Annotated in this window: 24 protein-coding genes; 18 read left to right on the forward strand and 6 right to left on the reverse strand. The window is 70.6% G+C overall.

All coding sequences use genetic code 11. The annotated features are described in order from the left end of the window. Positions 1–210 precede the first annotated feature (210 nt). The 6 genes from ABD256_RS12580 to ABD256_RS12605 all read left to right on the forward strand — a co-directional run bounded on the left by ABD256_RS12580 (position 211) and on the right by ABD256_RS12605 (position 6,618). Positions 211–1,329, forward strand: coding sequence for an alcohol dehydrogenase catalytic domain-containing protein (locus ABD256_RS12580; protein WP_344417061.1), 1,119 nt, complete (start codon positions 211–213; stop codon positions 1,327–1,329). 13 nt (positions 1,330–1,342) lie between these two features. Beyond that, on the forward strand, positions 1,343–2,011 hold the full coding sequence (locus ABD256_RS12585) for an O-methyltransferase (RefSeq protein ID WP_344417063.1): 669 nt from the start codon (positions 1,343–1,345) through the stop codon (positions 2,009–2,011). A gap of 31 nt (positions 2,012–2,042) precedes the next feature. Continuing rightward, on the forward strand, positions 2,043–3,224 hold the full coding sequence (locus ABD256_RS12590; protein ID WP_344417065.1) for a 4-hydroxybenzoate 3-monooxygenase: 1,182 nt from the start codon (positions 2,043–2,045) through the stop codon (positions 3,222–3,224). A 258-nt stretch (positions 3,225–3,482) separates the two neighbouring features. Further along, entirely contained in the window at positions 3,483–3,680 is a 198-nt protein-coding gene (locus ABD256_RS12595; RefSeq protein ID WP_344417068.1) for a hypothetical protein, read from the forward strand. Between the two features lie 43 nt (positions 3,681–3,723). Beyond that, positions 3,724–5,766 (forward strand): P-loop NTPase, encoded by a 2,043-nt coding sequence (locus ABD256_RS12600; protein WP_344417070.1) that lies wholly within the window; start codon positions 3,724–3,726, stop codon positions 5,764–5,766. 255 nt (positions 5,767–6,021) lie between these two features. Continuing rightward, entirely contained in the window at positions 6,022–6,618 is a 597-nt protein-coding gene (locus ABD256_RS12605; RefSeq protein ID WP_344417143.1) for a helix-turn-helix transcriptional regulator, read from the forward strand. An 18-nt stretch (positions 6,619–6,636) separates the two neighbouring features. Here ABD256_RS12605 and ABD256_RS12610 read toward each other — a convergent pair whose 3' ends face one another. After that, the gene (locus ABD256_RS12610) at positions 6,637–8,088 is read right to left on the reverse strand and encodes an aromatic amino acid ammonia-lyase (protein WP_344417073.1); all 1,452 of its coding nucleotides are present in this window, start codon (positions 8,086–8,088) and stop codon (positions 6,637–6,639) included. An 89-nt stretch (positions 8,089–8,177) separates the two neighbouring features. On the opposite strand from ABD256_RS12610, the gene ABD256_RS12615 reads away from it, so the two are divergent. After that, positions 8,178–8,999 (forward strand): MurR/RpiR family transcriptional regulator, encoded by an 822-nt coding sequence (locus ABD256_RS12615; protein ID WP_344417075.1) that lies wholly within the window; start codon positions 8,178–8,180, stop codon positions 8,997–8,999. Then, positions 8,965–10,302: an MFS transporter gene (locus ABD256_RS12620; protein WP_344417077.1), complete on the forward strand. Its 1,338-nt coding sequence runs from the start codon at positions 8,965–8,967 to the stop codon at positions 10,300–10,302. Before ABD256_RS12615 ends, ABD256_RS12620 begins: the two co-directional genes overlap by 35 nt. Positions 10,303–10,556: 254 nt before the next feature. On the opposite strand, the gene ABD256_RS12625 is transcribed toward ABD256_RS12620, so the two are convergent. Next, complete coding sequence (locus ABD256_RS12625; protein ID WP_344417079.1) at positions 10,557–10,994, reverse strand: pyridoxamine 5'-phosphate oxidase family protein; 438 nt, start codon at positions 10,992–10,994, stop codon at positions 10,557–10,559. Positions 10,995–11,081: 87 nt separating this feature from the next. Beyond that, a complete protein-coding gene (locus ABD256_RS12630) occupies positions 11,082–12,311 on the reverse strand; it encodes an erythromycin esterase family protein (RefSeq protein WP_344417081.1) in 1,230 nt (409 codons plus the stop codon). A 113-nt stretch (positions 12,312–12,424) separates the two neighbouring features. On the opposite strand from ABD256_RS12630, the gene ABD256_RS12635 reads away from it, so the two are divergent. Continuing rightward, positions 12,425–13,120 carry a TioE family transcriptional regulator gene (locus tag ABD256_RS12635; protein WP_344417084.1) on the forward strand — a complete coding sequence of 232 codons (696 nt, stop codon included), beginning with the start codon at positions 12,425–12,427 and terminating at the stop codon, positions 13,118–13,120. Here the strand turns inward: ABD256_RS12635 and ABD256_RS12640 are convergent. Next, a complete protein-coding gene (locus tag ABD256_RS12640) occupies positions 13,098–14,330 on the reverse strand; it encodes a CaiB/BaiF CoA transferase family protein (RefSeq protein WP_344417086.1) in 1,233 nt (410 codons plus the stop codon). The genes ABD256_RS12635 and ABD256_RS12640 overlap by 23 nt on opposite strands. Before the next feature lie 11 nt (positions 14,331–14,341). Continuing rightward, positions 14,342–15,508 carry an acyl-CoA dehydrogenase family protein gene (locus tag ABD256_RS12645; protein ID WP_344417088.1) on the reverse strand — a complete coding sequence of 389 codons (1,167 nt, stop codon included), beginning with the start codon at positions 15,506–15,508 and terminating at the stop codon, positions 14,342–14,344. 276 nt (positions 15,509–15,784) lie between these two features. Between ABD256_RS12645 and ABD256_RS12650 the strand changes: the two genes are divergently transcribed. Both ABD256_RS12650 and ABD256_RS12655 read left to right on the forward strand, forming a co-directional pair. After that, positions 15,785–17,128: an MFS transporter gene (locus ABD256_RS12650; protein ID WP_344417090.1), complete on the forward strand. Its 1,344-nt coding sequence runs from the start codon at positions 15,785–15,787 to the stop codon at positions 17,126–17,128. A gap of 118 nt (positions 17,129–17,246) precedes the next feature. Next, positions 17,247–17,942: an IclR family transcriptional regulator gene (locus ABD256_RS12655; protein ID WP_344417093.1), complete on the forward strand. Its 696-nt coding sequence runs from the start codon at positions 17,247–17,249 to the stop codon at positions 17,940–17,942. Between the two features lie 4 nt (positions 17,943–17,946). Here ABD256_RS12655 and ABD256_RS12660 read toward each other — a convergent pair whose 3' ends face one another. Further along, positions 17,947–19,086, reverse strand: a complete 1,140-nt coding sequence (locus tag ABD256_RS12660) for an 8-amino-7-oxononanoate synthase (protein WP_344417096.1) — start codon at positions 19,084–19,086, stop codon at positions 17,947–17,949. Positions 19,087–19,606: 520 nt separating this feature from the next. On the opposite strand from ABD256_RS12660, the gene ABD256_RS12665 reads away from it, so the two are divergent. The 7 genes from ABD256_RS12665 (at position 19,607) to ABD256_RS12695 (ending at position 26,118) form a co-directional block, all read left to right on the forward strand. After that, positions 19,607–19,885 carry a hypothetical protein gene (locus tag ABD256_RS12665; protein ID WP_344417099.1) on the forward strand — a complete coding sequence of 93 codons (279 nt, stop codon included), beginning with the start codon at positions 19,607–19,609 and terminating at the stop codon, positions 19,883–19,885. Continuing rightward, positions 19,882–21,054 carry a transglycosylase SLT domain-containing protein gene (locus tag ABD256_RS12670; RefSeq protein WP_344417102.1) on the forward strand — a complete coding sequence of 391 codons (1,173 nt, stop codon included), beginning with the start codon at positions 19,882–19,884 and terminating at the stop codon, positions 21,052–21,054. Before ABD256_RS12665 ends, ABD256_RS12670 begins: the two co-directional genes overlap by 4 nt. Positions 21,055–21,132: 78 nt before the next feature. Next, positions 21,133–21,651 carry a MarR family winged helix-turn-helix transcriptional regulator gene (locus ABD256_RS12675; protein WP_344417104.1) on the forward strand — a complete coding sequence of 173 codons (519 nt, stop codon included), beginning with the start codon at positions 21,133–21,135 and terminating at the stop codon, positions 21,649–21,651. Positions 21,652–21,700: 49 nt separating this feature from the next. Further along, positions 21,701–22,525, forward strand: coding sequence for a hypothetical protein (locus ABD256_RS12680; protein ID WP_344417106.1), 825 nt, complete (start codon positions 21,701–21,703; stop codon positions 22,523–22,525). Further along, positions 22,522–23,703 (forward strand): fumarylacetoacetase, encoded by a 1,182-nt coding sequence (fahA, locus tag ABD256_RS12685; RefSeq protein ID WP_344417109.1) that lies wholly within the window; start codon positions 22,522–22,524, stop codon positions 23,701–23,703. The genes ABD256_RS12680 and fahA overlap by 4 nt, the downstream gene beginning before the upstream one ends. A 22-nt stretch (positions 23,704–23,725) precedes the next feature. After that, the gene (locus ABD256_RS12690; protein ID WP_344417112.1) at positions 23,726–24,688 is read left to right on the forward strand and encodes an alpha/beta fold hydrolase; all 963 of its coding nucleotides are present in this window, start codon (positions 23,726–23,728) and stop codon (positions 24,686–24,688) included. Then, positions 24,667–26,118: an NAD-dependent epimerase/dehydratase family protein gene (locus tag ABD256_RS12695; RefSeq protein ID WP_344417115.1), complete on the forward strand. Its 1,452-nt coding sequence runs from the start codon at positions 24,667–24,669 to the stop codon at positions 26,116–26,118. Before ABD256_RS12690 ends, ABD256_RS12695 begins: the two co-directional genes overlap by 22 nt. Positions 26,119–26,295 lie beyond the last annotated feature (177 nt).

A 26,295-nucleotide genomic window follows, 5' to 3' on the forward strand; every position in this document is an offset into this window, starting at 1 on the left:
GCCTCGCCGGTGAACGGGAAGTCTGACCTTCGTAGCCGAAAGTGCATTTCGCTCGACACCCACGTGACGCGGTGGCGAATGTTCGCTGCAATGCGAAAGATCATGATTCCGCTGGCGCACAACGCGTCACCGTTCCGGGTAGGGTGCGAGAATGGGCAATGAGGGCGAAATGCCCCCGAGGCCGGTGGCGGGGTGAAAACGGGCATTCCGGTGGGAGAGGGCCGGCTGCGGCAGGTCGACCCCGGTCTGATGCGCGCGCTGGTGCTGAGTGCTCCGGATGACGCGTCCCAGCTCGGCCGCATGGACATCGTGCGCATGCCGATCCCGGTGCCCGGTCCCACCGAAGTGCTGGTGCGGGTCGAACTGTGCGGCATCTGCGGCACCGACTTCGACGCGTGCCGGTTCCATCCCGACCGCACCCCCAGGTTCGGCGGGCCGCTCGACCTGCCGGTGGTGCTCGGCCACGAGGCGTCGGGGGAGGTCGCCGGAATCGGGGAACTGGTGACGCGAGTCCGGCCACGCGACCTCGTGGCGCTGGAGAGCGTGCTCGCCTGCGGCTACTGCGACACCTGCCTGGGAGGCCGTCGAAATCAGTGCGAAAACGCGTTTCTGGCCGGCCTGACCGCGCCCGGCGCGCTCGCCGAGTACGTCGTCGTGCCGCAGACCGCCTGCCATCGGTTGAATCCGCTGTCCGACGAGGGCTGGAGCCGGGAGGACACCCTGCTCGCCGGCGCTCTCCTGGAACCTCTGGGATGCGTCTACAACGCGTTGTTCGTCGAGGGTGGCGGAATCCGTCCCGGCGAACGGGTGACGATCCACGGGCTAGGGCCGCTCGGCCTGTTCGCGGGCCTGCTGTGCCGGATCGCCGGTGCGAGCAGGGTGGTCGGGCTGGAACCGGAAGCGGAGCGCCGCGAACTCGCCGCGCGGCTGGGCTTCACGGCGTGCTTCGACCCGGCCGGGGCTCCGCCCGGTGAGCTGGACGCCGAGGTGCACGTGGAAGCCTCGGGTGACCCCGCGTCGACGTTGCCGGTCATCGAGCGCCACCTCCGGCCAGGCGGGCGCGTCGTGCTGGTGTCCAGGACCGATGTGCCCGCACTGATCGACACGAACCCGTGGGTGTCGAACGCGGCCAGGCTGGTGGGCTCGCGCGGTCACTGCGGCGCGCTCTTTCCGTTGCTGCTCAAGGTTTTCGCCGCGGGACAGCTCGATCCGCGTGCCGTGGTCGGGAAAACGCTGTCGCTGGAGGACACCCCCGAACTGCTTTCCGAGGGCATCGTGTCGGCGGTGGGAAAGATCGTCGTCCGGATCGCGCGGCACACCGCGCCGTGAAAGGAGAACCGCTTTGCCCGGCTCGCAGAAGGCGATAGCCGCCACCCCCGAAATTCACCAGTACCTGGTTCACCACGGGCGTGCGGACGACCCGCTGCTGGAAGAGCTGGCGCGGGTCACCCGGGAGAACTTCCCCGCGGTGGCGCACATGACCTTGCCGCTGGAAGAAGCGGCGCTGCTGAGCTTCCTGGTCAGGCTCACCGCCGCGAGCGCGATCGTCGAGGTCGGGATGTTCACCGGCTCCTCGACGATCGCGCTCGCCAGGGCGCTTCCGCCGGGCGGCACGGTGCTCACTTGTGAGATCGATCCGCGAGTCGTCGAGATCGGCGCGCCCTACCTCGAACGCGCCGGCGTCGCGGATCGGGTGGACGTGCGCGTCGGCCCCGCACTGGACACCCTTCGCGCGCTGCCCGCCACCGCCCATCTCGACCTGGTGTTCATCGACGCCGACAAGCCCGGTTACCTCGGCTACTGGGAAGAGCTGGTGCCGAGGGTGCGACCGGACGGGCTGCTGATCGTGGACAACACCCTCTTTTCCGGCGACGTGGTGGATCCCGAGCCGGACAGCAAAGCCGCGGCGGTGCACGCGTTCAACGAGCACGCCCGCGCCGACGAGCGCGTGGAGCTGGTCATGGTGAACGCGGCGGACGGAATCACCTTGGCCAGGCGCCGTGCCGTCTGAGAACAGGACTTTCGCGAGCGACGGGGGAGCCGTGCCATGGCGAAACCCGGAGGCGCCGGTCGTGGTGGTGGGGGCCGGCCCGTCCGGGCTGGTGCTGGCCAACATCCTGCACGACAACGGGATCCCGGCGGTGGTGTTCGAACGGTCGAGCCGTGCGCACGTGGAACAGCGGGCGCGGGCCGGGCTGATCGAGCACGGCACCGTGCAGACCCTGCGCGAGCACGGGCTGGCCGACGGCCTGCTGCGGTCGAGCGGCACGCACCGCCGCTGCGAATTCCGGTTCGACGGCGAGCGGTTCACCTTGGACTACGGCCTGCTGAACGGCGACCGTGCGCATTACGTCTACCCGCAGCAGTTCCTGGTCCGCGATCTGATCGAGCGGCTGCTCCGGATCGGCGGGCGCATCCACTTCGACACCCCGGTCACCGCGGTGTCCGAGCTCGGGGCCGACGAAGCGGTGGTCGGTTTCTCCGATACCGGCGGCGCCCGCGAACTGCGGGCGGAGTTCGTCGCCGGGTGCGACGGCAGCCTCGGTGTCTGCCGCCGGATGGCCGCGGACGCCGACCGGCACACCGTCACCAAGGAGTACGGCTCCAGCCTCCTCGCGATCCTGTCCGCGACCCCGCCGATCACCACCGACATGGTGTACGCGCTGCACCGCGACGGCTGCGCGATCCATGCCCTGCGCACTCCCGAGACGAGCCGGTTCTACCTCCAGACCGCTCCCGGCGACGAGCAGGCCGACTGGGACGAGAAGCGGATCTGGGCCGAACTGCGCCGTCGGCTGTCGGTAGCCGACGGCCCGCTGCCGAGCCCGGGGCCCATCCTGGAGACGACCTTGTTCCCCATGCGGTCCGCGGTGACCGAAGAACTGCGCTACGGCAGGATGTTCCTCGTCGGCGACGCGGCGCACATCATCACCCCGTTCGGCGGCAAGGGGATGAACCTCGCGATCGCCGACGCGGTCGAGCTGGCCGAGGCGATCCGCTGCGCCGTCCGCACGGGCGACGATCGCCTGCTGGCCGGATACAGCTCCGCGGTGGCGCGGCGGGTGTGGGCGACCCAGGAGTTTTCGCACGCCATGATCGACCTGTTGTGCACGCCCCGCGCGGAGGATCCGGAGTTCCACCACCGGCTCCAGGTGGCGCGGCTGAAGAAGTGGCGCGCTTCCCCGCCGAGCGCGACCGGTTTCGCCAAGGACTACGCGGGCTGACGCGAAGCCGTCCGCGATCTCAGCCTCGCTGTCACAGACGTGTGAGGTGACGAAGGGTTGTTTCGGGGTGGTAGATCCCATTCCGGGGCATCTCGCCGGGGCAGGTGCGCATCCAACGTGGTGAGCAAACGGGGTGATTCGTTTCACCCGAGCCAACTCACCAGGAGCGCAAGATGGCGATTCGCACGACGGTCCCGACCCTGCCCGCCGCCGCTGACGACCACCGCGGGTGGCCCGCTTCCCCGGCCCGGTGCGGCAGTGCCGAACCCGTCGGATTCCAGTTCCTCCGGCACCCGGTGCCTGATCAGTGGTGTGCCGCGGGAGCAGAGCGCGGGCGGCGTCGACAGCTTCGCCACCGGTTCGCGGCACGCCAAGGTCCGGAGTGGGTACGACGGCCGGATGAGCCCGGTTGCCCTCGGCACCCGGCTTCCGGCCGGGTGGCGCGGCATGCTCTAGCGTGTACTGGCAGTAAGCCCGCGCAGGTGGGGAGGCCCAACGCGTGAACGACGCAGTCCGCAAGCTGCCGGAGCGCCTGCCGCCGCGGCGATCGATGGCTGACCGCGTCCGGCTGTTCCGCCACCAGGGCTTCGTCGGCAGGATTGCGCAGCGGCGTGTGTTCGCGTCGGCGTTGCGCGGTGAGCACGACGCGCCGCGGGTGCTGTTCGTGCACGGTCCGGGCGGTATCGGGAAGTCCGCGCTGCTGAGGCGGTTGGCTGACGACGCCGAAGACCTCGGCCACACCGTGGTGTGGGTGAACGGGGAGTACGTGCTCGCCTCCACCACCGCGTTCGCCGAAGCCGCGGCGCCGGTGCGGGCGGCCGACCGCCCGGTGCTCGTCGTCGACGGTTTCGAGCACTGCGAGGTCCTCGAAACCTGGTTGCGGGAGTACTTCCTGCCTACGGTCCCGGAGAACACGGTCGTCGTCGTGGCGGGACGGCACCGGCCAGAGCCGAACTGGACGCTCGATCCCGGCTGGCGCCGCCTGGTGTCCGCGATCTCGCTGGAGCCGCTGAACGTCGACGAGGTCGCCGACCTGCTCGACGAGCGAGGGGTGCCCGGTTCGCTGCACGCCGCCGTGAACGACTTCGCGGGCGGACACCCGCTGGCGCTCTGCCTCGCGGCCGAGACCGCGGCCGACGCCTCCTCGCCCGACGACGCGACCTGGGCCCCGAGCCCCGACGTGATCGAGACCTTGCTGGCCAGGCTGATCGAGCGAGTGCCTTCGCCGTCGCACGAGTACGGCCTGCGCGTGTGCGGTCACGTCCGCCACGTCACCGTCGACCTGCTGCGCACCGGGCTCGACGAGGAGGACGCGCTCGTCGTCTTCGACTGGCTCGGCGGGTTGCCTTACGTGGAGCCGGGTCCGCACGGGTTGATCACCCACGAGCTGGTGCGCGACGTACTCGACTCCTCCTTCAGATGGCGCGATCCGGCGGCCTACGCCGAGTTGCACGCGCGCATGTGGCACCACCTCGGCGAGCGCGCGCAGAACGCGTCGGGGGACGCGATCCCGGTGGCGTCGTCCGAGATCAACTTCCTGTACCGGTACTCCGACTACGTGCGCGACAACATCGTCGAGCGAACCGAGGCGCTGTTCGAGCGGGAGTACACCCCGGCGGTACGCGAGGACGTGCTTCGCCTGGCACGCGAGGACCAGGACGACGAGTTCGCCGCGCTGGTCGCCCACTGGCTCGATCACCAGCCCGAAGCGTTCTACGTCTACTGCCGGGCGGTGGACCTGGTGCCGGTGTCCTTCTTCGCCTGGCTGCGCCTGCACCCGGACACCGACGATCTCACCGCGGATCCCGCGCTCGTACCGGTGAAGGAGCACCTCGACCGCGTCGGCGTGGTCAACCCGGGGGAGTACGTCGGCGTGGCCCGGTTCATGGTGCCGACACCGTCCACGACGCGCGCCACGGTCGGGGCGAACTCGCACAGCACGCAGATGTCCGTCGAGACGTTGCAGCAGGGCGAAGGTCTCATCGCGAGCTACCTGGTCCTGCCCGACGCCGAGGCCTTCATCCCCAAGATCGGGTGGTTCGACTACCGGCTGCTCAGCCCGATACCGGATTTCGGGGACGGGAGCTGGGGCGTGTTCGTGCACGACTGGCGGGAGATCCCGCTGTCCGCGCACCTGGACCGGATCATGCCCCAGATCGGGTCCGCCGCGTCGAGGGCCGAGAGCGCGCAGGAGTCCCGTTCGGGGGTGCTCATGACCCAGGAGCAGCACTTCGAGGCGGTCAAGCAGGTCCTCTGCGACTGGCACGACGCCGACGCCGTGGGTGCGAACCGGCTGGTGCGGGCCTACGGCGGCGAAGGCGCGCTGCGCGACGCCGTGGTCAAGGCCGTCGAAGCGCTCGCCGAAGATCCTCGCCGGGTCAACCAGCACCGGGCGGTGCGGGCGACCTACCTCGATCGCGCCACCACCCAGGAGGCGGCGGCAGCACGCCTCGGCATGCCGTTCGGCACCTACCGACGGCATCTGCGGTCGGGCGTTCGCGAGGTTTCGGCCACCCTGCTGGCCGTTCGCGAAGGGGCTTAGCCCGGACTGTTCACTCCTGTCCGCGCAGAAGTGGACAGGAGTGAACACCGTCCTGACCTGGTGATCGACCCGCTCATCCGGCGATGATCGATCTCGTGGTTCAACGGAATGCCCTTTGGCGTACGCACGTCAACAAGCGCACCCAAAGCGGCTGAGGCAACTGGAGATTTCACTATGACTCTCACGTGTCTACCGGTGAGCGCCGCGGAGCCCGAGACGGCGGCCGTGACGGTCGCGGTGCACGCGTCGGATCCGATGACCGGGCTCGGCGCGGCCAGCATTCTCGGCGTCGATCGGCGGTTGAAGGTGCTGGCCGACGGCGACTCGGCGCTGGCCGAGGTGATCGTGGTCGTCGAGGATTCGATCGACAGCGGGGTTTTCGCGTTCCTGCGGGACGTCCGCGCGACGTCGCGGCTGGAAACACCGCCGCGGTGCGTGATCATCACCGATCACTTCCGGACCGACGCGGTGATCACGGCGATCGAATGCGGCATGGCCGCGCTGCTGCGGCGCACCGACACCAGCAGCGCGGATCTGGTGCGGACGGTTCTCGCGGTCAGCCAGGGGATGGCGCACCTGCCGCCCCGCGTGCAGGGCAGCCTGCTCAAGCAGCTGGACCGGATACGGGAGGACGTGCTGGAGCCCAACGGCCTCACGCTGTCCGGCCTGTCCGCGCGGGAGCGGGACGTGCTCCGGCTGCTGGCCGACGGGCGCGGCACCGAGGAGATCGCCACCGCGCTCGCGTATTCGGAGAGCACGGTGAAGAACGTGCTGCACGGCCTGATGAGCCGGTGCGGTCTCAACAGCCGCTCCCACGCGGTCGCCTACGCCTTGCGATCCGGCGTCATCTAGTAAGGCATCGGCGTCCGCTCAGAGGGTGGCCAGCCGGTCGAGGAGTTGTTCGGCCAGCGTGATTTCCGAGCTGAGCGGGTGGTCCTCGGCGATGTGCGGCAGGGCGTGCTCCGCGAGCCGGAGCGCCTCGCGCAGGGGAGTGGCGGGGAGCCGGGTGCCGGCCATCCGCAGCGCGCGGACCGCGCCGAGCAGTTCGCAGGCGAGGACGGTGCGGTAGGCGGCGGTGGCGGCGACGGTGCTGCGCACGGCGTGGGTGGAGAAGCTCGCGTGGTCCTCGAGGCCGCGTGAGATCACGGCGGTGCCGAGCGTCACGGGCGACGCGGCGTGCCGGAGCGTGCCGAGGGCGTCGTGGGCGACGTACTCGAGGATCATGATCCCGGAGCTGCCCGCGGGGCCTTCGGCGAGGAAGGCGGGGAGACCGCTCAGATCGGGCTCGACGAGGTCGCCCAGCCGGGCGGTGGAGAGCTCGGCGACGTGGTGGAGCGCGGCGCGCAGGTGGTCGAAGGCCAGTGCCACGTGCGCGGTGGAGAACTGGCCGTGGTGGTACGCCTGCTCGGTTTCGACGTCGATCAGCGGGTTTTCGGCCGCGGCGTTGAGGTCGATGCCGAGTACCCGCTCGACGTTCTCCGCGGCCTCCAGCGCCGGGCCCTGGACCTGGGGGAAGGCGCGAAGCCCGAACGGGTCCTGGAGGCGCCGTCCCGGTGGCAGGCCGTCGGCGGTGGCGAGCAGCCTGCGCAGCTCGGCGGCGCACCGGATCGCCCCGGGATGCGGCCTGGCCTGGTGCACGCGTTCGGAGTAGGCCTCGGTGGAGCCGCTGAGCGCGCAGAACGTCAACGCGGTCACCACGTGGCTCGCCGCGAGCAGCCGGGTCAGGTCGTGCCAGGCGAGCACGGCTTCGGCGAGGGTCGCGGCGTTGCTGGAGATGAACGCCAGCGCGTCGCCGGGACTGACCGGGACGGGGTCGAGCGCGCCCGCGGCCCACGGGAGTTCGTCGGCCAAGGTCAGCGCGATCTCGGCGAGCGCGGTGAGGTCACCGGTGCCGATCGCGCCACGGGAGTGCACGAGCGGCAGCGCGCCGACCCGCAGCGCGGTTTCGAGCGCCCGCAGCAGCCGGGGGTGCACACCGCTGCCCGCCGCGGCGAGCTGGTTGAGCCGGATGACCATGGTCGCGCGCACGACGTCGCCGGGCAGCGGGTCGCCGGTGCCGCCGGCGTGGCTGCGAAGCAGCCGGAGGCCGTGACGGTCGGCCGTTTCCGCGTCCACCACGGTGTGCCGATTCGCGCCGACTCCGGTGGTGCGCCCGTACACCGCGCGTTTGGCGCCCAGTTCCACGGCGAGCTCGTACCCGCGGGTGGCCCGCTCGACGGCGTCCGGTGCGAGGTCCGCCCACGCGCTGCGGCGGGCGACCCTGATCACGTCCGCGCAGCGCAGTCCTTCGCCGCTGATCTCGATCCGGCTGCTGTCGGTCATCACGTCCTCACTTGACAAGTTTTGATTCACTCTTAGGGTGACATGAAACTATTCATTCGTTCGAGTGGCAAGTACGGCGGGAGGTCCGAGTGTCCCGGCCACTGCACGACCTGCTGACGGCGCACCGTCTCACGCCGGCACAACGGCGCATCGCCACCTACCTCGCCGACCACGCCGCCGACGCCGCGGCGCTCACCAGTGCCGAGCTCGCCCAGTGCACCGAGGTGAGCCAGCCGTCGGTGACGCGGTTCGTCGCGCTGCTCGGATTCGACGGCTACGGCGAGTTTCGCCGCTACCTGCGCGACGCCTCGGTCGAACCGGCCACCGAGGGCGGCAACAAGTTCCAGGCGGCGATCGACGCCGATCTGCGCAACCTGACCGCGCTCCGCGCCCAGCTCGCCGACGGGACGCGGCTGCACACCATCGCCGACCGGCTGATGGCATCGCGGCCGCTGGTGGTCACCGGCTATCGGGTCTCGGCCGCGCAAGCGGCGTCATTCGCTTACCTGGCAACGAAAATCCATCCGGACGTCCAGCTCGTCACCGACGCGGGCAGTGTGTTCGGCGACGCCCTGCGGCACGCCCACCGGCGTGGCGCGGGCGTACTGGTCCTGTTCGCCCTTCCCCGTTACCCGAGGGAGAGCGCCGAGGCTCTCGCGCAGGCCCGTTCGCTGGGGTTGCGCACCCTCCTGGTCACCGACCGGTCGGTGTCGTCCCTGACCCCGTCCGCGGACGATGTGCTGAGCGCGGGCGTGGCTTCGGAGTTCGTGTTCGACTCCCACGCCGCGGTCGTGTCGCTGTCGGTGGCGCTGGTCGAGGCGATGGCCGACGCGGCCGGCGCGCTCGCCAGGCAACGATTGGAAGGCTTCGAAGACTATGCCGCAGAGCAGGACCTCTTCCTCCCGGAGTGAGGCCGCGGGCGCCGCGTTCGACGACGTCCCGCTCAACCGCTTCCACCTGCGCATCACCGCGCTCACGTTCTGCGCCAACTACTCCGACGGCTACGAGCTCGGCATCATCAGCATCGCGCTGCCGGTGATCGCCGCCAGGCTCGGCTTCGGATCGGTGTGGGAGGGCCTGCTCGGCGCTTCGGCCCTGATCGGGATCTTCCTCGGCAGCGTGCTCGTCGGATGGGCCGCCGACCGGATCGGCCGTCAGCGGCTCTACACCCTGGACTTCCTGCTGATCGCGGTGGCCTCCGCGGCCGAGTTCTTCGTGACCGATCCGGGGCAGCTGTTCGTGCTGCGGTTGCTGATCGGCATCGGTATCGGCGCCGACTACGCACTCGGGCCGACACTCGTGGCCGAGTTCGTGCCCCGCAGGTACCGCGGCGGGCTGCTCGCGTCGCTGACCGTGCTGTGGACGGTGGGCTACGTCGCGGCGTTCTTCCTCGGCAACTACATCGTGGTGCTGGGGGAAGACTCCTGGCGCTGGCTGCTCGCCAGCAGCTGCCTGCCCGCGATCGCCGTCGTGCTGCTGCGCATCGGCGTACCGGAGTCACCGCGCTGGCTGCTCACCCGCGGCCGGGTCGAGCAGGCCCGCGCGGTCGTGCGCCGGCTCGGTGGGGACGAAGCCGCGTTCGACTCGCTGGCGGGTGCACATCAGGTCGAAAGCAGGGCCCGCTACCGCGACCTGTTCGGCCGGAAGTACTGGCGGCACACGGCTTTCGGCGCGATCTTCTACAACGCACAGGTGGTGCCCTACTTCGCGATCTACACGTTCCTCCCGTTGGTGCTGCTGAAGATGGGGATCGGCGAGGAGGACACCACCAGCGACGGCCTGCTCAACCTCTTCCTCCTCGTGGGCAGCTTCTGCGGGCTGTGGTTCGTGGCGAAGGCGACCCGGCGCGGGCTCACGATCTGGTCGTTCGTGGTCCTGATCGCCAGCCTCGCGCCGATGGCCGTCTGGCCCGACGCGCCCACCGCGCTGCTGTTCCCGCTGTTCCTGGTGTTCACCTTCACGATGTCCGCCGCGGTGAACCTCGACCAGGTCTACCCGGCCGAGCTGTTCCCCACCGACCTGCGCAGCTCGGGGGTCGGCCTGCTCAACGGCCTCAGCCGGATCGGCTCCGCGATCGGGACCTTCCTCCTCCCGCTCAGCCTCGACGGGATCGGGTTCTCGCCGACGATGCTCGTGCTCACCCTGGTCCTCGTGGCCGGGCTGATCAGCTCGATCCTGTGGGCGCCGGAGACGAAGAACGCGAGCCTGGACTGACCTGGCGCACTGTCCACTCGGGACACGGGGCAGGGCGGGCCCGGTGTGCCGAGTGGATCTGGTGCAGCCGGTCGAGGAAACCCGAATCGGCAGTGCGCAGGTGGCCGAAGAGGGCCTCATCGTCGTCGTGCGTGGACATTCGTCCCGGTCCTTCCGATTCCATTGTGGATGCTTCCCGGCTGGATGCCTGCCGCCGATGGGGACAAGGCTCGTCGCTCCGGGTGCCCCGCGCTGACGGCGTTCGGACTTCGCGCTCAGGCTTTCCGCGGCACGGCGGGGCGGAACGGGTCGGTGCCGACACCCCACGAGGAGACCCAGCCGGGGACGATCTCCAGCCACCGCGGCCCGAAGCCCAGCAGCTCGCCTCCTTCGGCGTGCACCGTCGCCACGCCCTTGACGGTCACTCCGCACGGTTTCCAGGAAGGCTCGCTGACGAAGTCGTCGACCACGAACGCGACCTGGTCGTTGACCGCCACGTGCCGCAGGTAGAGCCGGTCCTGCCCGCGCCCGGGCAGCTCGCGAGCGCCGATCCCGAACGAATTCCGCCCGGCGTCGAACCGGTAGAGGACGGGCACCACGTGCGGCTTGCCGGACCTGCCCGCGGTGGCCAGCCGCCCCACCCGGTGGCCGAGGAGAAAGCCGATCTCCTCGTCGGTGAACAAGCGGACGTCCTCGGGGTGCGCGGCTGCCATGCCCTCACTATGGACCACGATGCCCGGGCCCGCTGCCGCCGCATTCGGGAGACGATCGGGCGCACTGTCCAGTGTGGACACGCGCCGTTACCAGTACTGGTGTCGTTTTCCGTCGGTGTCGGCGATGAAGATGACCGCGTCGGCGCCGCCCAGTTCCGCCGGGTTCAGCGGGAGGTGACCGGGGAGGATCGGTTCGCCCGTGGCGGTCGACGGGGGAAGCGCGGCGCGCAGGGCGGGCGCCGGGAACAGGGCGCGCCGGGTGGTGGCCCCGGCCAGCATGCCCTGGAAGGTGTTCGGATCGCTGACGGGGTTGGCGTCGGTCGCCACGAACGCGTAGCGCTCGCCGAGGGTGAGTTCGACGAGCGCGCCGGCGCTGTACCAGGTGGCCCTGTCCGCGGGTGCGCCCACACCGACCGGCGGGTGGGGCTGTGCGCGCTGAAGGTGCACGTTGTGCGCGAACACCAGGCTCGGGCCGCGCCGCTGCTCCCGCACGGCGATCGCGAGGAGGTTGTCGGCCATCATCTCGGCGCGCAGGCTGAGCAAGGTCGCGATGCGATCGGGCGCGGGGCCGGCCATGGCCGCGTGGTAGCGCAGCAGGCTTTGGGCGGTGCGCGCGTGCGCGGCGGCGAGGTCGTAACCGCTCGGGTCGGCGGGGCGCAGACCGGGTGCCGCGCGGCGCAGCGCGCTGGCGAGGTCGTCGGCGACGACGCGCAGTGCGCGAACGCGGTCGGAGCCGCCGATCGATGCGGCAGGGTCGAACATGGCCGCCTCGTTCGTCCACTCCGCGTCCGCACTGAGCAGCGCGTCGGCCTCCCGGAACGATTCGGGTCGCAGCGCTTCGGGCAGGTAGTCGTTGACCGAGGACAGCGCGTGCCGCGGGCTCGGCGCACCGGCCATCTCCGTCGGCGCGTCGAAGCCGTAGAAGCGGACGCGGTCCTGCGGCGGGTGGCCCGCGTTGTACGCGCGGAGCCATTCGACGAGTTCGCGATTGCCTGGTACAGCGCCGAAGCCGTGGCTGAACCCGGTCGCGAGCACCGTGTCGAGCGCGGTGTCCGCACCGTGCACGTAATCGTCCACAACGGACGCGGCGAAGAAGTCGATCTCCAGCGCGACCGACCGGTACCCGCGTTCGACGAGGTGACCGAGAAGTTCGTTGCGCAGCAACGGGAACGCCTTGATCCCGTGGGTCGGCTCACCGAGGGCGAGCAGGGTCGGCGGCACGCTCCGCGCGGCGAGCAGTTCGTCGACGGCACGGCCGAGTCCCGCCGTGTCGTCGAGCTGGCGGCCGATCCCGGGCAATGCGGTGGCAGCAGACATGGAACACCCCTTTTCGGAAGGAACTACCCTCGACGATATCGTTGAAGAATCGAGTGGGACTTCAGCGGATTTCTCCTGCAGTTATCAGGTTCAAGCCTCAACGGAGGTGCAAGGTGCGCCCGATCGACCTCGCCCGGGAGCACGGGTTGTCCGCGCAGGCGATCCGCAACTACGACGACGCGGGCGTCCTCCCGCCGACCGAGCGCAGCGATACCGGCTACCGGCGCTACACACCCCTGCACGCCCAGGCCCTGCGCGCCTTCCTCGCGCTGCGCGGCGGACACGGGCACCAGCCCGCGATGGAGATCATGCGCGCGATCAACCGGGGCGACACCGAGTCCTCCTACCGGCTCATCGACGCCGCGCACATCGCGCTGCTCGCCGAACGCGACACCCGCACCGAGGTCGCCGCGGCCCTCGGGAGCCTGTCCACCACGGCACCCGCCCCCGGTGGCGGCCGGCCGCTGACCGTCGGCGAGCTCGCGCGACGGCTCGGCGTGCACCCGGCGACGCTGCGCACCTGGGAAACCGAGGGCATCCTGCACCCCGAACGCCACCCGGTGACCGGCTACCGCGAATACGGGCCGGACTGCGTGCGCGACGCCGAGATCGCACGGCAACTACGCCGGGGCGGGTATCCGCTGCGCCAGGTCGCGCGGTTCGTCGAGTCGCTGCGCGAGGCGGGCGGGGCGGAGGCGTTGCGCGCGTTCCTCGACTCGTGGCAGCACCGGCTGACCACCCGCAGCCGCAACCTGCTCGCCGGCGCGGCTCGGCTCGACGCCTACCTCACCCTGCTGGATCAGCCCTAGCAGTGGCGGTTTCCGTTGCGGCGCGGGCGATATCGGCGTCGATGAGCGCGGTGATCTGGTCGTCGGTGTAGCCGAGCGAAGCGAGGACGCGGGCGGTGTCCGCGCCCTGTTCGCGCGGCGCCGACCGGACCGTGCCCGCGGTCCGGCTCAGCTTGATGGGGATTCCGGTGCCGCGGTAGCCGTCGAGTTCGACGACCATCTCACGGTGCCGCACCTGCGGATCGGTCAGCGCCTCACCGACGTCGTGCACCGGAGTCGCGGGCACACCGCGGTCCAGGAGCGCGCGGCCGAGCTCGTGCCGAGCCAGCGCGCCGATCCGCGCGGCCAGCAGCGGGCGCAGCGCGGCGACGTTGCGCACCCGGTCGGCGTTGGTGGCGAACCGGGCGTCCCCGGCGATACCCGGCAGCTCCAGCACTTCGCCGAGCTGGCGGAACTGCCGGTCGTTGCCGGCGCCGATGAAGATCAGGCCGTCCCGCGCGTCGAACGTGTCGTACGGGGCGATCGCGGGATGCGCCGATCCGGTGCGCCGCGGGATCGTGCCCGCGGTCAGCCAGGTCGGAGAATGCGGGTGCAGCAAGGAGATCGCGGTGTCGAGCAGGGTGCAGTCGACGAGCTGGCCGCGCCCGGTGGCGTGCCGGTCGTGCAGGGCGAGTAGCACACCGGAGAACGCGTAGATCCCGGTGACCATGTCGACGATGGGCACGCCGACGCGCAACGGCGGTCCGGACGGTTCGCCGTTGACGCTCATCAGACCGCTGTACGCCTGCAGCACGGCGTCGTAACCGGGCATGCCCCCCATCGGGCCGTCCACCCCGAATCCGGTGACCCGGCAGTGGATCAGCCGCGGGAACCGTTCGGCGAGCGTCCGGTCGGGCAGCCCCCAGCCGGCCAGGGTGCCCGCCTTGAAGTTCTCCACCACGACGTCCGCCTCGCGCAGGAGCCGGTCGAGGACCTGCTGGCCCTCGCGCGTGCGGAGATCGAGGCAGAGGTTGGTCTTGTTGCGGTTGAGCCCGGCGTTGTACGCGCTCATGGTTTCGGTGACGAACGGCGGACCCCAGGTGCGGGTCTCGTCGCCTGCCGGTGGTTCGACCTTGATCACCTCGGCGCCGTGATCGGCGAGCAGCTGCGTGCACAGCGGACCGGCGAGCACGCGGGAGAGGTCGAGCACGCGGACGCCGCGCAGGCTGCCGGTGGGGATGGGGGCGGTCAAGACGACTCCCGTCAGTAGGACTTGGGCAGGCCAAGCACGTGGGCGGACACGTAGTTCAGCACCATTTCCTGGCTGACCGGGGCCAGGCGGAGGATGCGGGACTCCCGGAAGTACCGTTCGACGTGGTACTCCCTGGCGTAGCCCATCCCGCCGTGGGTCTGGATCGCCTGGTCCGCGGTCGTGAACCCGGCGTCGGCGCAGAGCCACTTCGCCATGTTCGCCTCCCGGCCGCAGGGCAGGCCCTGGTCGTATCGCCATGCGGCGTTGCGGGCCATCAGTTCGGCGGCGTCGAGCCGGGTGACGGCCTCCGCCAGCGGGAAGGCGATGCCCTGGTTCTGGCCGATGGGCCGTTCGAAGACCACGCGTTCCTTCGCGTAGCGCACCGCCCGGTCCAGTGCCGCCCTGCCGATCCCGAGTGCTTCGTGTGCCAGCAGGATCCGCTCCGGGTTCAGCCCGTCCAGCAGGTACCGGAACCCATGGCCCTCCTCGCCGATCCGCGCGCTCTCCGGTACGAACAGATCGTCGATGACGACCTCGTAGGAGGACACGGCGTTGCGGCCGAGCTTCGGGATCGCGCTGAGCTGGACGTGCGCCGGGTCGAGATCGACGAGGAACAGTGACATCCCGTCGGTGGCGCGCTCCACCTGGTCCCGCCGCGTGGTCCTGGCGATGAGCACCATCTTCTGCGAGTCGCCCGCCTTGGTGATCCACACCTTGCGCCCGTTGACCAGGTAGCCGCCGGTGGTCCTCTCGGCGAACGTGGTGATCCGGGTGGTGTCGGTGCCCGCGTCGGGTTCGGTGACCCCGAAGCAGACGTGCAGCGAGCCGTCGGCGGCCGCGGGCAGGATCTCGTTCCGGAGCCGTTCGCTGCCGTGCTTGACGATGGTGTTCAGCCCGAAGATGGACAGGTGCATGGTGCTGCAGCCGTTCATGCCCGCGCCGGACGCGGCGATCTCCTCCAGCAGCAGAGCCGCTTCGCTGATGCCGAGCCCGCCGCCGCCGTACTCCTCCGGGATCGCGATGCCCAGCCAGCCGCCCTCGGCGAAGGCGTTGTAGAAGTCCCACGGGAACCTGCCGTGCGCGTCGCAGTCCGCCCAGTACTCGTCGGGGAAGCCGCGGGCCAGCTCGCGTGCCCCGGCGCGCAGGGCCTGCTGGTCCGGGGTCAGTTCGAAGTGCACGGGGGTGTTCCTTTCCGGCTGCGCCGAGACCAGATTATGTTCATAAATACGAACACATGAGCGGATATGAGAACAGCATGCGATTCGGGGACGGGGACTGTCAAGGGGTGTCCCGGGTTGGCGGTGATCCGGACCCGGCACTTGACAGTGACGGGGTTCACCTCTTTAACTTTCGTAGTTACGACAGCATGTTCGTATATACGAATCAGTTCTATGCCGTGCCCCGCGGGCTCCCCGGCTCCGACCGACGTCCACCGTCCACAGAGAGACGTAGCAATGACGCTTCCCAGTGCTCCACCGGCGCGGTCGGCATCGACCTCACGCAAGGCCGTCGGGCCCGCCGTGGTGATCGGCTCGGCCCTCGAATGGTTCGACTTCTACCTCTACGCCTCGATGGCCGCGCTGGTCTTCGGGCGCGTCTTCTTCCCTTCCGGCGACCCGGCAGCGGCCACCCTGGCCGCCATGGCGACCTTCGCGGTGGGCTTCATCGCCCGCCCGTTCGGCGGCATCGTGTTCGGCGTGCTCGGCGACAAGATCGGCCGGAAAGCCGTGCTGTCGTTGACCTTCCTGTTGATGGGAATCTCTTCCGGGCTCATCGGCCTGCTGCCCACCTATGCCTCGATGGGGATCTTCGCGCCGATCCTGCTGGTCGTCCTCCGGCTGGCGCAGGGACTGGGAGCGGGCGCCGAATTCGGCAGCGCGATCGCGGTTTCGTACGAACACGCCGAGCCGGAGACCCGCGGCAGGCTGGGATCCTGGCCCGCGCTCGGCGTGAACATCGGCCTGCTGCTGTCCTCGCTGACCGTCGCGTTGCTGACCAGCCTGGACAAGGAGTTCCTGTACGGCTGGGGCTGGCGCGTCCCGTTCCTCGCCAGTTTCGCGCTCGTCGGGCTCGGCTACCTGGTGCGCCGCCGGATGCCGGAGACGCCCGAGTTCGAGAAGCTCGCGCGAGAAGCACAGGGGCGCAAGGCGCGGCCGCTGCGGTCGCTGATCAAATCGGACTGGCGCGGGCTCGCGGTGGTCATGGCGATCACGATCGGCTACAACGGGGTCAGCTACATCTTCAAGACGTTCTCGCTGTCCTACCTCTCCGAATTCCGCGACGTACCGGCGAACATCGGCGCGTTCGGGATCACGCTGGCCAGTGCCTGCGCCATCATCGCGGTACCGATCACCGGCCGGTTGTGCGACGCCGTCGGCGCCAGGACGATCGTGCTCACCAGCGGGGTGCTGGTGGCGGTGCTGGCGTTCCCGTTCTTCTGGATGCTGAACACCGAACAGCGCGGCTACATCTGGATCGCGCTCATCCTCACCACCGGCGTCGTGGTGCCCGCCATGCTCGCCGCGCAGGGAACCCTGCTGGCCCAGCAGTTCCCCACCGAAGTGCGGGCGTCGGGTTTGGGCGCCGGCCGCGAGATCGGCGGCGGCCTGTCCGGCGGGCTCGCGCCGCTCGGTGCGCTCGCACTGGTGACCGCGTCACCCGAGCACGCCACCTGGGGCGTGTCCCTGCTGTTCGTCGCCGGGGCGGCCTTCATCGTGATCGGCGCGCTCTGCGACCAGTCGAAGCGCCTGCCGGACGCCGCACCCGCCGCGGACCGCGCCGTGGCGCATCCCGTGTGATTGCGCGGGCCCGCCGCCCCGACGGTACGTTTCAACCCTGACCACAGCGACGACGACGGGGACAGCAGTGCCGACTTCCGCAGATGGAGCAGCCAAGGAGCACCGGACGGTCTCGCGGGTGACGACCATCCTCGAACTCGCCGCGGCGGACAGCGCGGGCGTCCGCCTCGCCGACCTCGCTGACCACCTCGGCGCGCCGAGGTCCTCGGTGCACGGACTGGTCAAGGGCCTGGTCGCCACCGGGTACCTCCGCGACGATGGCGGCGCCTACACGATCGGCCCCGCGGTCGGCGCACTGCTCACCGCGGCGCCGCCGACCGTCGAGCAGGCCGCCGAACCCGCGATGCGGGATCTCGTCGCGCGATTCGGCGAAACCGTCATGCTCGCCTCGCTGATCGGGGATTCGGTCGTCTACACCGAGACGGTCGAATCCACCCAGATGATCCGCTACTCGGCGCCGTTGCGCACCCGGCGCCCGTTGTACCCCACCAGTTCCGGGAAGTGCATCCTCGCGTTCGCCACCAGCCGCTTCCGGGACAACTACCTCGCCACGCACATCGCCGATCCCGGCGAGCGGGAGCGGGTGGGCCGGGAACTGGCGGAGATCGCCACCGCGGGAGTCGCGATCAACCGCGGCGAGACGATGCCCGACGTCTTCGGCGTCGGCGTGCCCGTCGTGCACAACGGACGGGTCGCCGCGGTGATCGCGGTCGCGGGCCCGAGCAACCGGATGATCGACAGCATCGGGGACATCGCCGAGACGGCGAAGGCGGCGGCGCACGAGGTGTCGGAGCGGATGGCCGGGCGGCGGTGAACCGCTACGACCACCGCAGGTGGTCGTAGACGACGCGGGTCAGCACGTCGACGGCGTGCGCCCAGCGCCGCTCGTCGATACCAGCGCAGGCGGTGATCCGGAGGCGGGAGTTCTTGTCCGGCACCGAAGGCGGCCGGAAGCAGCCCACCCGCACGCCCTCGGCGAGCGCGGCGGCCTGTGCGGCGATGGCGGCCTGCGGGGACGGCATCGGCACGGACAGCACGGCGCCCGCCGACGTTGGCGCGCCGAGCCTCGCCGCGAGTTCCTTGGTGCGCCGGTGGATCCGCTGCGGCAACTCGGGCTGGGCGCGGAGCACGCGGAGCGCGGACAGCGCGCCGGCGGTGGGCGCCGGCGCCAGCCCGGTGTCGAAGATGAACGGGCGGGCCCGGTTGACGAGGTGGTCGATCAACGCGGCGGGGCCGAGCACCGCGCCGCCCATCGCGCCGAGCGATTTCGACAGCGTCGCGGTCATCACCACGTTCGGGTGGCGGGCCAGGCCGTGCGCGTGCACCAGCCCACGCCCGCCCTCGCCCGCCACGCCGAGCCCGTGCGCCTCGTCGACCAGCAGCAGTGCCTCGTGCTCGGCGCAGATCGCGGCGAGTCCGGGCAGCGGGGCGGCGTCGCCGAGCACCGAGAAGATCGACTCGGTCAGCACGATCGCCCGCCTGCCGCCGGCGGAGGCGAGCGCGGCCCGGACCGCGGCGAGGTCGTTGTGGCCGACGACCTCGATCGCCGCCCGGCACATCCGCGCGCCGTCGATCAGCGAAGCGTGGACGTGCGCGTCGGAGACGATGAGCGAGTGCTTGTCCATCAGCACGCCGACCGCCGAGAGGTTGGCCTGGTAGCCGGTCGAGAACACCAGCGCCGCCTCGTGCCCGGTGAACTCGGCGAGCTCGGACTCCAGCTCGGCGTGCAGCGTGGTGGTCCCGGTCACGAGCCGGGAAGCACCCGCGCCGGGGCCCCAGGCCAGCGCCGCGTCGGCGGCCGCCCGTCGTGCCAGTGGATGGCCGCCGAGCCCGAGGTAGTCGTTGCCCGCGAGGTCGATGACGTCCTCGTCGACGGCTCGCGGCCGCAGCGTGCGTTGCAGCCCGGCCGCTTCGCGTGCCGCCCGCCGCTCGGCGAACCAGTCCGTCCAGACGCTCATCGGAAGTCCGTCCCGGTAAGTGTCGTGTTTGGACAGTGCCGGACGCTGCCCTGCGCGAGGTGCTGACGATTTGCTCGGCAGAGTCCCGTTCCGCGGTACACCAGGTGCTCTCCTCGCGTTCGACCTGAACACCGTTCACCCTGAACGGCGTTCAGGTTAGCCCGGCCGGGTCGAGTGAGTCAACGCGTCCGTCCACTGCGGAGGTTCACCACGTGACGGGCAGCTCCCGCACCGTGTAGAAGACCGGGCTCTCGTCGAACACCAGGTGCTCCAGGTGGCGGCGTCCTCGGTGCGCGGGGAGACCGGACTTCCGACTGCCGGGCGCGGCACGCCGAGGTGCACTTCCGGCGGCGGCGACCCGGCCGGATGACCTCCGCGCCGGTTGCCGGGGGGTCTTACCCGTTTCGGCGCGAAACCGCGCGCATTCGCCGGCGATCGCCGCGATGAGTCCGATAATCACCCCGAGCGGCAGAACCAGGGGATATCGAGGGGCGGTCCGGTGGAGTCGACGAAGCTCTCCATGGAAGCGGTTGAGCGGTGCAGAACCGTGCTGGACCAGGAGATCGCCCGGTTCACCGAACTCGCCGGCGGCTTGCACGCCCCGGAGGGCGAGCTGTTCGGCACCACCGACGCCGGGCGGCGGATGACGGAGGCGGTGCGCGCGCTCAACGAGTCGGTCGGCGGTGAGCTGGACACCGGGGCGCGGTTGCTGCGCGACCTCGACGCGGCGTTGCGGCGCCACACGGGCTCGATCACCGATGTGGACGACGCGAACGCGAAGAGGCTGACCTCGCTGTGACCGTGCTCGACGAGGTCGCGGCGCTGCCGGGGGGATCGGCCGTGGCCGAGCTCGCTCGCCAGCTCGACGCGGCGACACCGGATACCGCACTGTCCATTGCGGACGCCTGGCACGAGGTGAGCACCGTCTGCGCCGATCTCGGCGGGACGCTCGGCAAGCCAGCCGGAGAGCTCAACCACGACCTGCGCGGCAAGTTCGCGGACGCTTTCGAGGACTACGCGAGGACGTTCGGTCAAGCGGGCAGCACGCTGTCGCGGGCGCTGGCGGAAGCGAGCGGGGCGGTGCGTGCCGCGGCGACTCGGCTGGCGAACACCAAGACGTGGCAGAAAACCCGCTGCGAGGGGCTGCTCAACGCGGCCAAGGCGGCCGGGAACCGTCGTGACGCGGACGCGGCGATCCGCGCGCTGTGCGCAGAAGCGGCCACCGACATCCGGCAGGCGATCACCACCTGCACCGCCGAGCTGGGCACCGCGCTGACCTCGCTCCAGCGCGCGGCCGAAGGCGGGAAGGCCCTCACCGAGCTGTCCGATCCCGCGCACCCCCCGGCGGTGTTCACGATGCCGGTCGCGACCATCGCGTCCGCGCCGACGCCCACGCCCGTCATCAGCCTCCAGTCGCCTCCGCCGCCGAGCACGAAGCCGGTCGAGCCCGTGGTCACGAAGCCGGTCGAGCAGAAGCCCCCGGCGAACGAATCCGCGCGGTCGCACGGGACCTCGGAGCACCCCGTCCGGCACGTCTCGACCTCCAGCGGGTCGCCGGGATCGCACCACCCGGTGACCACCTCCGGCGGCCCGTCCGGTCCGCCGCCGTCGGGTGAGGTCGCGGACTGGATGCGCGAGGCCCTTTCCATCCTGTCCGCGAACGGAGTCGACGTCAGCGGGATCGACCCGGCGCAGCTGTACGCGATCATCCAGCACGAATCCGGGGGAAACCCGCACGCCATCAACGACTGGGACTCCAACGCCGCCGCCGGGCACCCGTCGAAGGGCCTGATGCAGACCATCGACTCGACCTTCGGCGCCTACCGCCTCGATGGTCACGAGGACATCTGGAACCCGGTCGACAACATCATCGCGGCCGTCCGGTACGCGATCGCGCGCTACGGTTCGATCAGCGAGGTACCCGGTATCGCCGCGATGACCTCGGGCGGGGGCTACGTCGGTTACTGAGCCACTGCACTGGATGCCGCGGATCCGAGCAGGTAGTTTATGTGTTAACTACTTGAGCGGAGGGCGGGTGCGCGGGTCGTGACTGCGGGTGAACTCGACTTCTGGTCCTTCGTCGAGCTCGCCAACACCCGGCTGACTGCCGAGTTCGGCTTCTCCCACCAGCTCGCCACCGAGGTGCTGCTGACCCTGAACCGGGCGTCCAACGTGATCACCTATGACCTCGAAGCCACCGTCCACCGGCCACGGGGGCGTTCGTGGTCGGGCTTCCGGCTGCTGTTCGTGACCTGGCTGGCAGGCCCGCTGGAGGCGAAGAAGGCCGCGGAGCTGACCGGGATGAGCCGCGCCGCGGTGTCCAACCTGGCGAAGACGCTGGTCGACGACGGCATGCTGGAGCGGACGCCGGGGGAGCACGACGGCCGTTCGGTGCTGCTGTCCCTGACCGAGCGCGGGCAGGCGGAGATGGTCGAGGTCTTCCGCGCGCAGAACGAGCGCGAGCACGAGTGGGCGGGCGTGCTCACCGAGACCGAGCAGCGGATCCTGGTCATGCTGCTCAACAAGCTCATCACCGACCGGGCCCGGTTCCGCGGCCGCACCTGACCGGTGCCCGCCCTTGCGTGCCCCCTCGGGTAGTACATAGGTTAACTACGTGAGCCTCTTCGCTGGATTCTTCGACGACGCGGCGGTGTTCCCACCCGGGTCGAAGCCGTTGCCGGATGCGGTCCCGGACCACGCGGGGCACCGGTCGGCCGGCTATCACGAGCTGGTGGGACCGCTGATCCTGGCAGCGCCCGCCCTCGCCGATCTCGGCTCGCTCGTGCGGGAGCCGCTCGAGATCGCGGTGACCGCGCCCGGTGGCCCAGCACAGCTTCCGGACGCGCTCGCCCGCGCCGCCGACCTGCCGGTACGGCTGAGCGGGCTCGAGGTCGCGGTGCCGGCCGAGTTGTCCGTGCCCGAGTTCTTCGGCGCGCTGGACGGGGCCGGTGACGTGCCGGTGTTCGTCGAGGTGCCCCGCGACGCCCGGCGCGCCGAGGTGATCGCGACCTGTGCGAAGACCGGCCACCATGCCAAGTTCCGCACCGGCGGGGTCAAGGCGGAGCTGTACCCGGACGAGGCCGAGCTGGCCGCCGCGATCGCGGCGGTGGTCGCGGCCGGGGTGCCGTTCAAGGCGACCGCCGGGCTGCACCACGCGCTGCGCAACACCGATCCGGTCACCGGGTTCGAGCAGCACGGGTTCCTCAACGTCCTGGTGGCGACCGCGGCGGCCCGCGACGGCGCGTCCGGGGCCGAGCTGGTCCCGCTGCTGGCCGAGCGCGACGGCGCCGTCGTCGCGCGGCGAGTGTCCGAAGTGGACGCGGGTGCGCGGGAGTCGTTCCGCTCGTTCGGCACCTGCAGCATTATCGAGCCGGTGACCGAGGTGGTGGGCCTCGGCCTGGTCCCCGCCTCGGTGCTGGGAGAAGGAGAGAAAGCGTGACCAGGATCGACATCCCCGACGGCTCGCTGTTCGGGGTGGCAAACCTGCCCTACGGCGTGTTCGCACCGCCTGGCGCCGCACCCCGCGTCGGCGTGCGCGTCGGCGATTCCGTGGTGGACCTCGCGGCCGCGCTCGGCGACGACGTGTTCGCGCGGCCGAGCCTGAACGCGTTCATGGCGCAGGGGCACGAGCGCTGGGTGGAGGTACGGTCCCGGGTCACCGAACTGGTCGGCGGCGAGGTGCCGGACGCCGCGGTGTTCGGGGTGGACGAGGTCGAGCTGCACCTGCCGATCGAGGTCGCCGACTACGTCGACTTCTACGCCTCGGAGCACCACGCGAGCAACCTGGGCAGGCTGTTCCGGCCAGGGGCCGAGCCGTTGATGCCGAACTGGAAGCACCTGCCGGTCGGCTACCACGGCAGGGCGGGCACGGTGATCGTGTCGGGCACGGACATCGTGCGCCCGTGCGGGCAGCGCAAGGCGCCGGACGAGGACGCGCCGACCTACGGCGCGTGCCGCCGCCTCGACATCGAGGCGGAGCTGGGCTTCATCGTCGGCACGCCGTCGCCGCTCGGCACCGCGGTGTCCACCGCGGACTTCGCGCGGCACGTGTTCGGCGCGGTGCTGGTGAACGACTGGTCGGCGCGGGACATCCAGGCGTGGGAGTACGTGCCGCTGGGGCCGTTCCTCGGCAAGAGCTTCGCGACGTCCATCTCTCCGTGGGTGGTGCCGCTGCTGGCACTGGAGCCGGCACGGGTGCCCACCCCCGCGCAGGATCCGGAGCCCTTGCCGTACCTGCGTGAGGACGAGCCGTGGGGCCTGGACATCGAGCTGTCGGTGTCCTGGAACGGGCAGGAGGTCACGCGCCCGCCGTACCGCGAGATGTACTGGTCGCCCGCCCAGATGCTGGCGCACCTGACGGTCAACGGGGCGTCCTCGCGCACCGGCGACCTGTACGCGTCGGGCACGATCTCGGGCGAGGAGAAGAACCAGCGGGGCGCGTTCATCGAGCTGACCTGGGGTGGCAAGGAACCGGTGACGGTGGGCGGCGAGGAGCGCTCGTTCGTGCTCGACGGGGACGAAGTGGTCATCTCGGCGACGGCCCCCGGTACCACCGGCCGGATCGGCTTCGGCGAGGTGCGCGGCCGCGTGCTGCCCGCCACGGAAAGCCGGCGCTGACGCGAGAAGGCAGGGGAACGGGATGAACTACCTCGAAGCCGAAGACCGCGCGGAGGTGTTCGTGCCGCACGCCTTCGACGAGCGCGTCGTCGACCTCGGCGAAGTTCGGCTCAACTACAGCACTGTCGGCGATCCGGCCCTGCCGCCGCTGGTGCTGATCCCTGGCCAGAGCAATTCCTGGTGGGCGTACGAGAAGGCCATGCCGCTGCTCGCCGAGGCGTTCCAGGTGTTCGCCGTCGACCTGCGCGGGCAGGGCCGCTCGACCTGGACCCCAGGGCGCTACACGATCGACAACTTCGGCAACGACCTGGTCCGCTTCCTCGATCTCGTGGTGGGCCGTCCGGCGATCGTCAGCGGGCACTCCTCCGGTGGCGTGGTGTCGGCGTGGCTGGCCGCCTTCGCCAAACCGGGCCAGGTTCGCGCGACCGTATGGGAGGACGCGCCGATCTTCGCCGCCGAGGTCACACCCGCCTGCGGCCCGTCGATCCGGCAGGGCATCGGCCCGATTTTCGGACTGTGGCACAAATGGCTCGGCGACCAGTGGTCCATCGGCGATGTCGAGGGCATGCTGAAGGCGCTGCCTCGCGAACTCCCGTCGTCGGTGCTGGCGGCGCTGTCGCGGATGGTCCCGCGCGATGAGCCCGCCGCGTCGGGCGTGCCGCAGAGCCTGAAGGAATACGACCCCGAGTGGGGCCGCGCCTTCGTCTCGGGATCGGCGAACGCCTCCTGCGATCACGAAAACCTGGTCTCCCACGTCAAGGTCCCGGTCCTGTTCACCCATCACTTCCACCAGGAGGACGCGTCGACCGGCAAGCTCATGGGCGCGATCTCGGACACGCAGGTGCGCCGCGTCGAAGAGCTCGTGACCGCGGCGGGCCAGGCGTTCACCTACCGGTCGTTCCCCGAGATGCCGCATTCGATGCACGAGCACGACGCCCGGCTTTTCGCCGATACCGTGATCGAATGGGTCGCGGAGCTGAGATGACGGGTGCCGCCCGGCGCAGGCGGGTGTTCCTGACCGGGGCGACCGGCAACTGGGGCCGCTACATCCTGCGCGAGTTCGCGGAGCGCGCGGACCGGTTCGACGTGGTGGCCCTCGTGCTGCCCGGTGACCGGGCGGCGATCCGGGAGTTCGAGCACGTCGGCAACCTGACCGTGGTGTTCGGCGATTTCACCGACTACGCCACGGTGGAATCCTGCGTGCGCGGCGCGGACTTCGTGCTGCACGTCGGTGCCGTGGTGTCCCCGTTCGCCGACGACCACCCCGAACTCGCGCACCGCGTGAACGTGGGCGGTGTCCGCACGATCGTCGAAGCGGTGCGCGCCCAGCCGGATCCGGGCGCGATCGGCGTCGTCGGCGTCGGTTCGGTCGCCCAGACCGGGGACCGGAACCCGCCGCACCACTGGGGCCGGGTGGGGGACCCGCTGCGGGTGTCCCACTACGACGAGTACGGCCAGAGCAAGATCGTGGCGGAGAAGGCACTGGTCGACTCCGGCCTGCCGAAATGGGCGTGGCTGCGGCAGACGGGCATCTTCCATCCCAGCCTTCTGGAGATCCGGGACCCGATCATCACCCACACCCCGTTCGGCGGCGTGATGGAGTGGGTTTCGGTGGAGGACGCCGCACGGCTGATGGCAGGCATCTGCGAGGACGGCGTCCCCGCCGAGTTCTGGGGCGGCGTCCACAACATCGGTGGCGGTGCCGCGTGGCGGCTGACGAACTGGGAGTTCCACACCGGGCTCGCCCGTGCGGTCGGCGCCGACGGCGTGCGGTCCTGGTACGAGCGCGACTGGTTCGCACTCCGGAACTTCCACGGCCAGTGGTACACCGATTCCGACCGGCTGCACGAGCTCGTGCCGTTCCGGCGCGACACGTTCGACGGGGCGCTGGGCCGCGCGGTGGCCGCCGCGCCGCGATCGGTCCGCATGGCGGGGAAGGTGCCGTCGTGGGTGGTGAAGCACCTCGTGCTGAAGCCGATGGCGCGCAAACCGCGGGGCACGATGTCGTTCGTCCGTGACGGCGACGAGGAGCGGATCCGCGCCTACTTCGGCTCCAGGGCCGAGTGGGAAGCCATCGGGGACTGGTCCACGTTCCGGCCACCGAACCCCGATCGCGCCGCGAAAGCACTCGACCACGGGTACGACGAGTCGAAGCCGCCGTCCGATTGGTCCACTGTGGACTACGCCACCGCCGCACGGTTCCGGGGCGGTGAACTGCTGAGCACCGACGTGCGCCGCGGCGCGATCGCGACCCCGCTGGACTGGCGGTGCGGGTTCGGCCACGAGTTCACCGGAAGCCCGAGGCTCATCCTGACCGCGGGCCACTGGTGCCCGGTCTGCGTGCGGGACACCTGGCACTACGACCTTCAAGCCGAGCGCAGCGAGTTCCTCGCCCAACTGACGCTGGAGCGGTGAACGAGCGTATCGGTGGCCCCGGTGCCGGGCGCCTGGCGGATGTGCCGGGCGTTCGTGCCGGGTATGGTCCGCCAGGGGGCGAACCTGCATCACGCGACGCCCGCGAGCGCGAGCCCGCCGAGGAAACGCCGCCTGCCGACGAGCGGGTGCGGACTTGCAGCCGGATGTGGTTCGTTC

This window comes from Amycolatopsis minnesotensis, from assembly GCF_039529815.1.
Taxonomy (GTDB): Bacteria; Actinomycetota; Actinomycetes; order Mycobacteriales; family Pseudonocardiaceae; genus Amycolatopsis; species Amycolatopsis minnesotensis.

Bases quoted from the DNA above. Each gene is read 5' to 3' on its own strand.
- ABD256_RS12690 (WP_344417112.1), top strand. From the start codon at position 23,726: ATGAACTACCTCGAAGCCGAAGACCGCGCGGAGGTGTTCGTGCCGCAC.
- ABD256_RS12665 (WP_344417099.1), top strand. From the start codon at position 19,607: ATGGAAGCGGTTGAGCGGTGCAGAACCGTGCTGGACCAGGAGATCGCC.
- ABD256_RS12620 (WP_344417077.1), top strand. From the start codon at position 8,965: ATGCCGCAGAGCAGGACCTCTTCCTCCCGGAGTGAGGCCGCGGGCGCC.
- ABD256_RS12630 (WP_344417081.1), bottom strand. From the start codon at position 12,311: ATGTCTGCTGCCACCGCATTGCCCGGGATCGGCCGCCAGCTCGACGAC.
- ABD256_RS12695 (WP_344417115.1), top strand. From the start codon at position 24,667: ATGGGTCGCGGAGCTGAGATGACGGGTGCCGCCCGGCGCAGGCGGGTG.
- ABD256_RS12605 (WP_344417143.1), top strand. From the start codon at position 6,022: ATGACCGGGCTCGGCGCGGCCAGCATTCTCGGCGTCGATCGGCGGTTG.
- ABD256_RS12650 (WP_344417090.1), top strand. From the start codon at position 15,785: ATGACGCTTCCCAGTGCTCCACCGGCGCGGTCGGCATCGACCTCACGC.
- ABD256_RS12610 (WP_344417073.1), bottom strand. From the start codon at position 8,088: ATGACCGACAGCAGCCGGATCGAGATCAGCGGCGAAGGACTGCGCTGC.
- ABD256_RS12660 (WP_344417096.1), bottom strand. From the start codon at position 19,086: ATGAGCGTCTGGACGGACTGGTTCGCCGAGCGGCGGGCGGCACGCGAA.
- ABD256_RS12625 (WP_344417079.1), bottom strand. From the start codon at position 10,994: ATGGCAGCCGCGCACCCCGAGGACGTCCGCTTGTTCACCGACGAGGAG.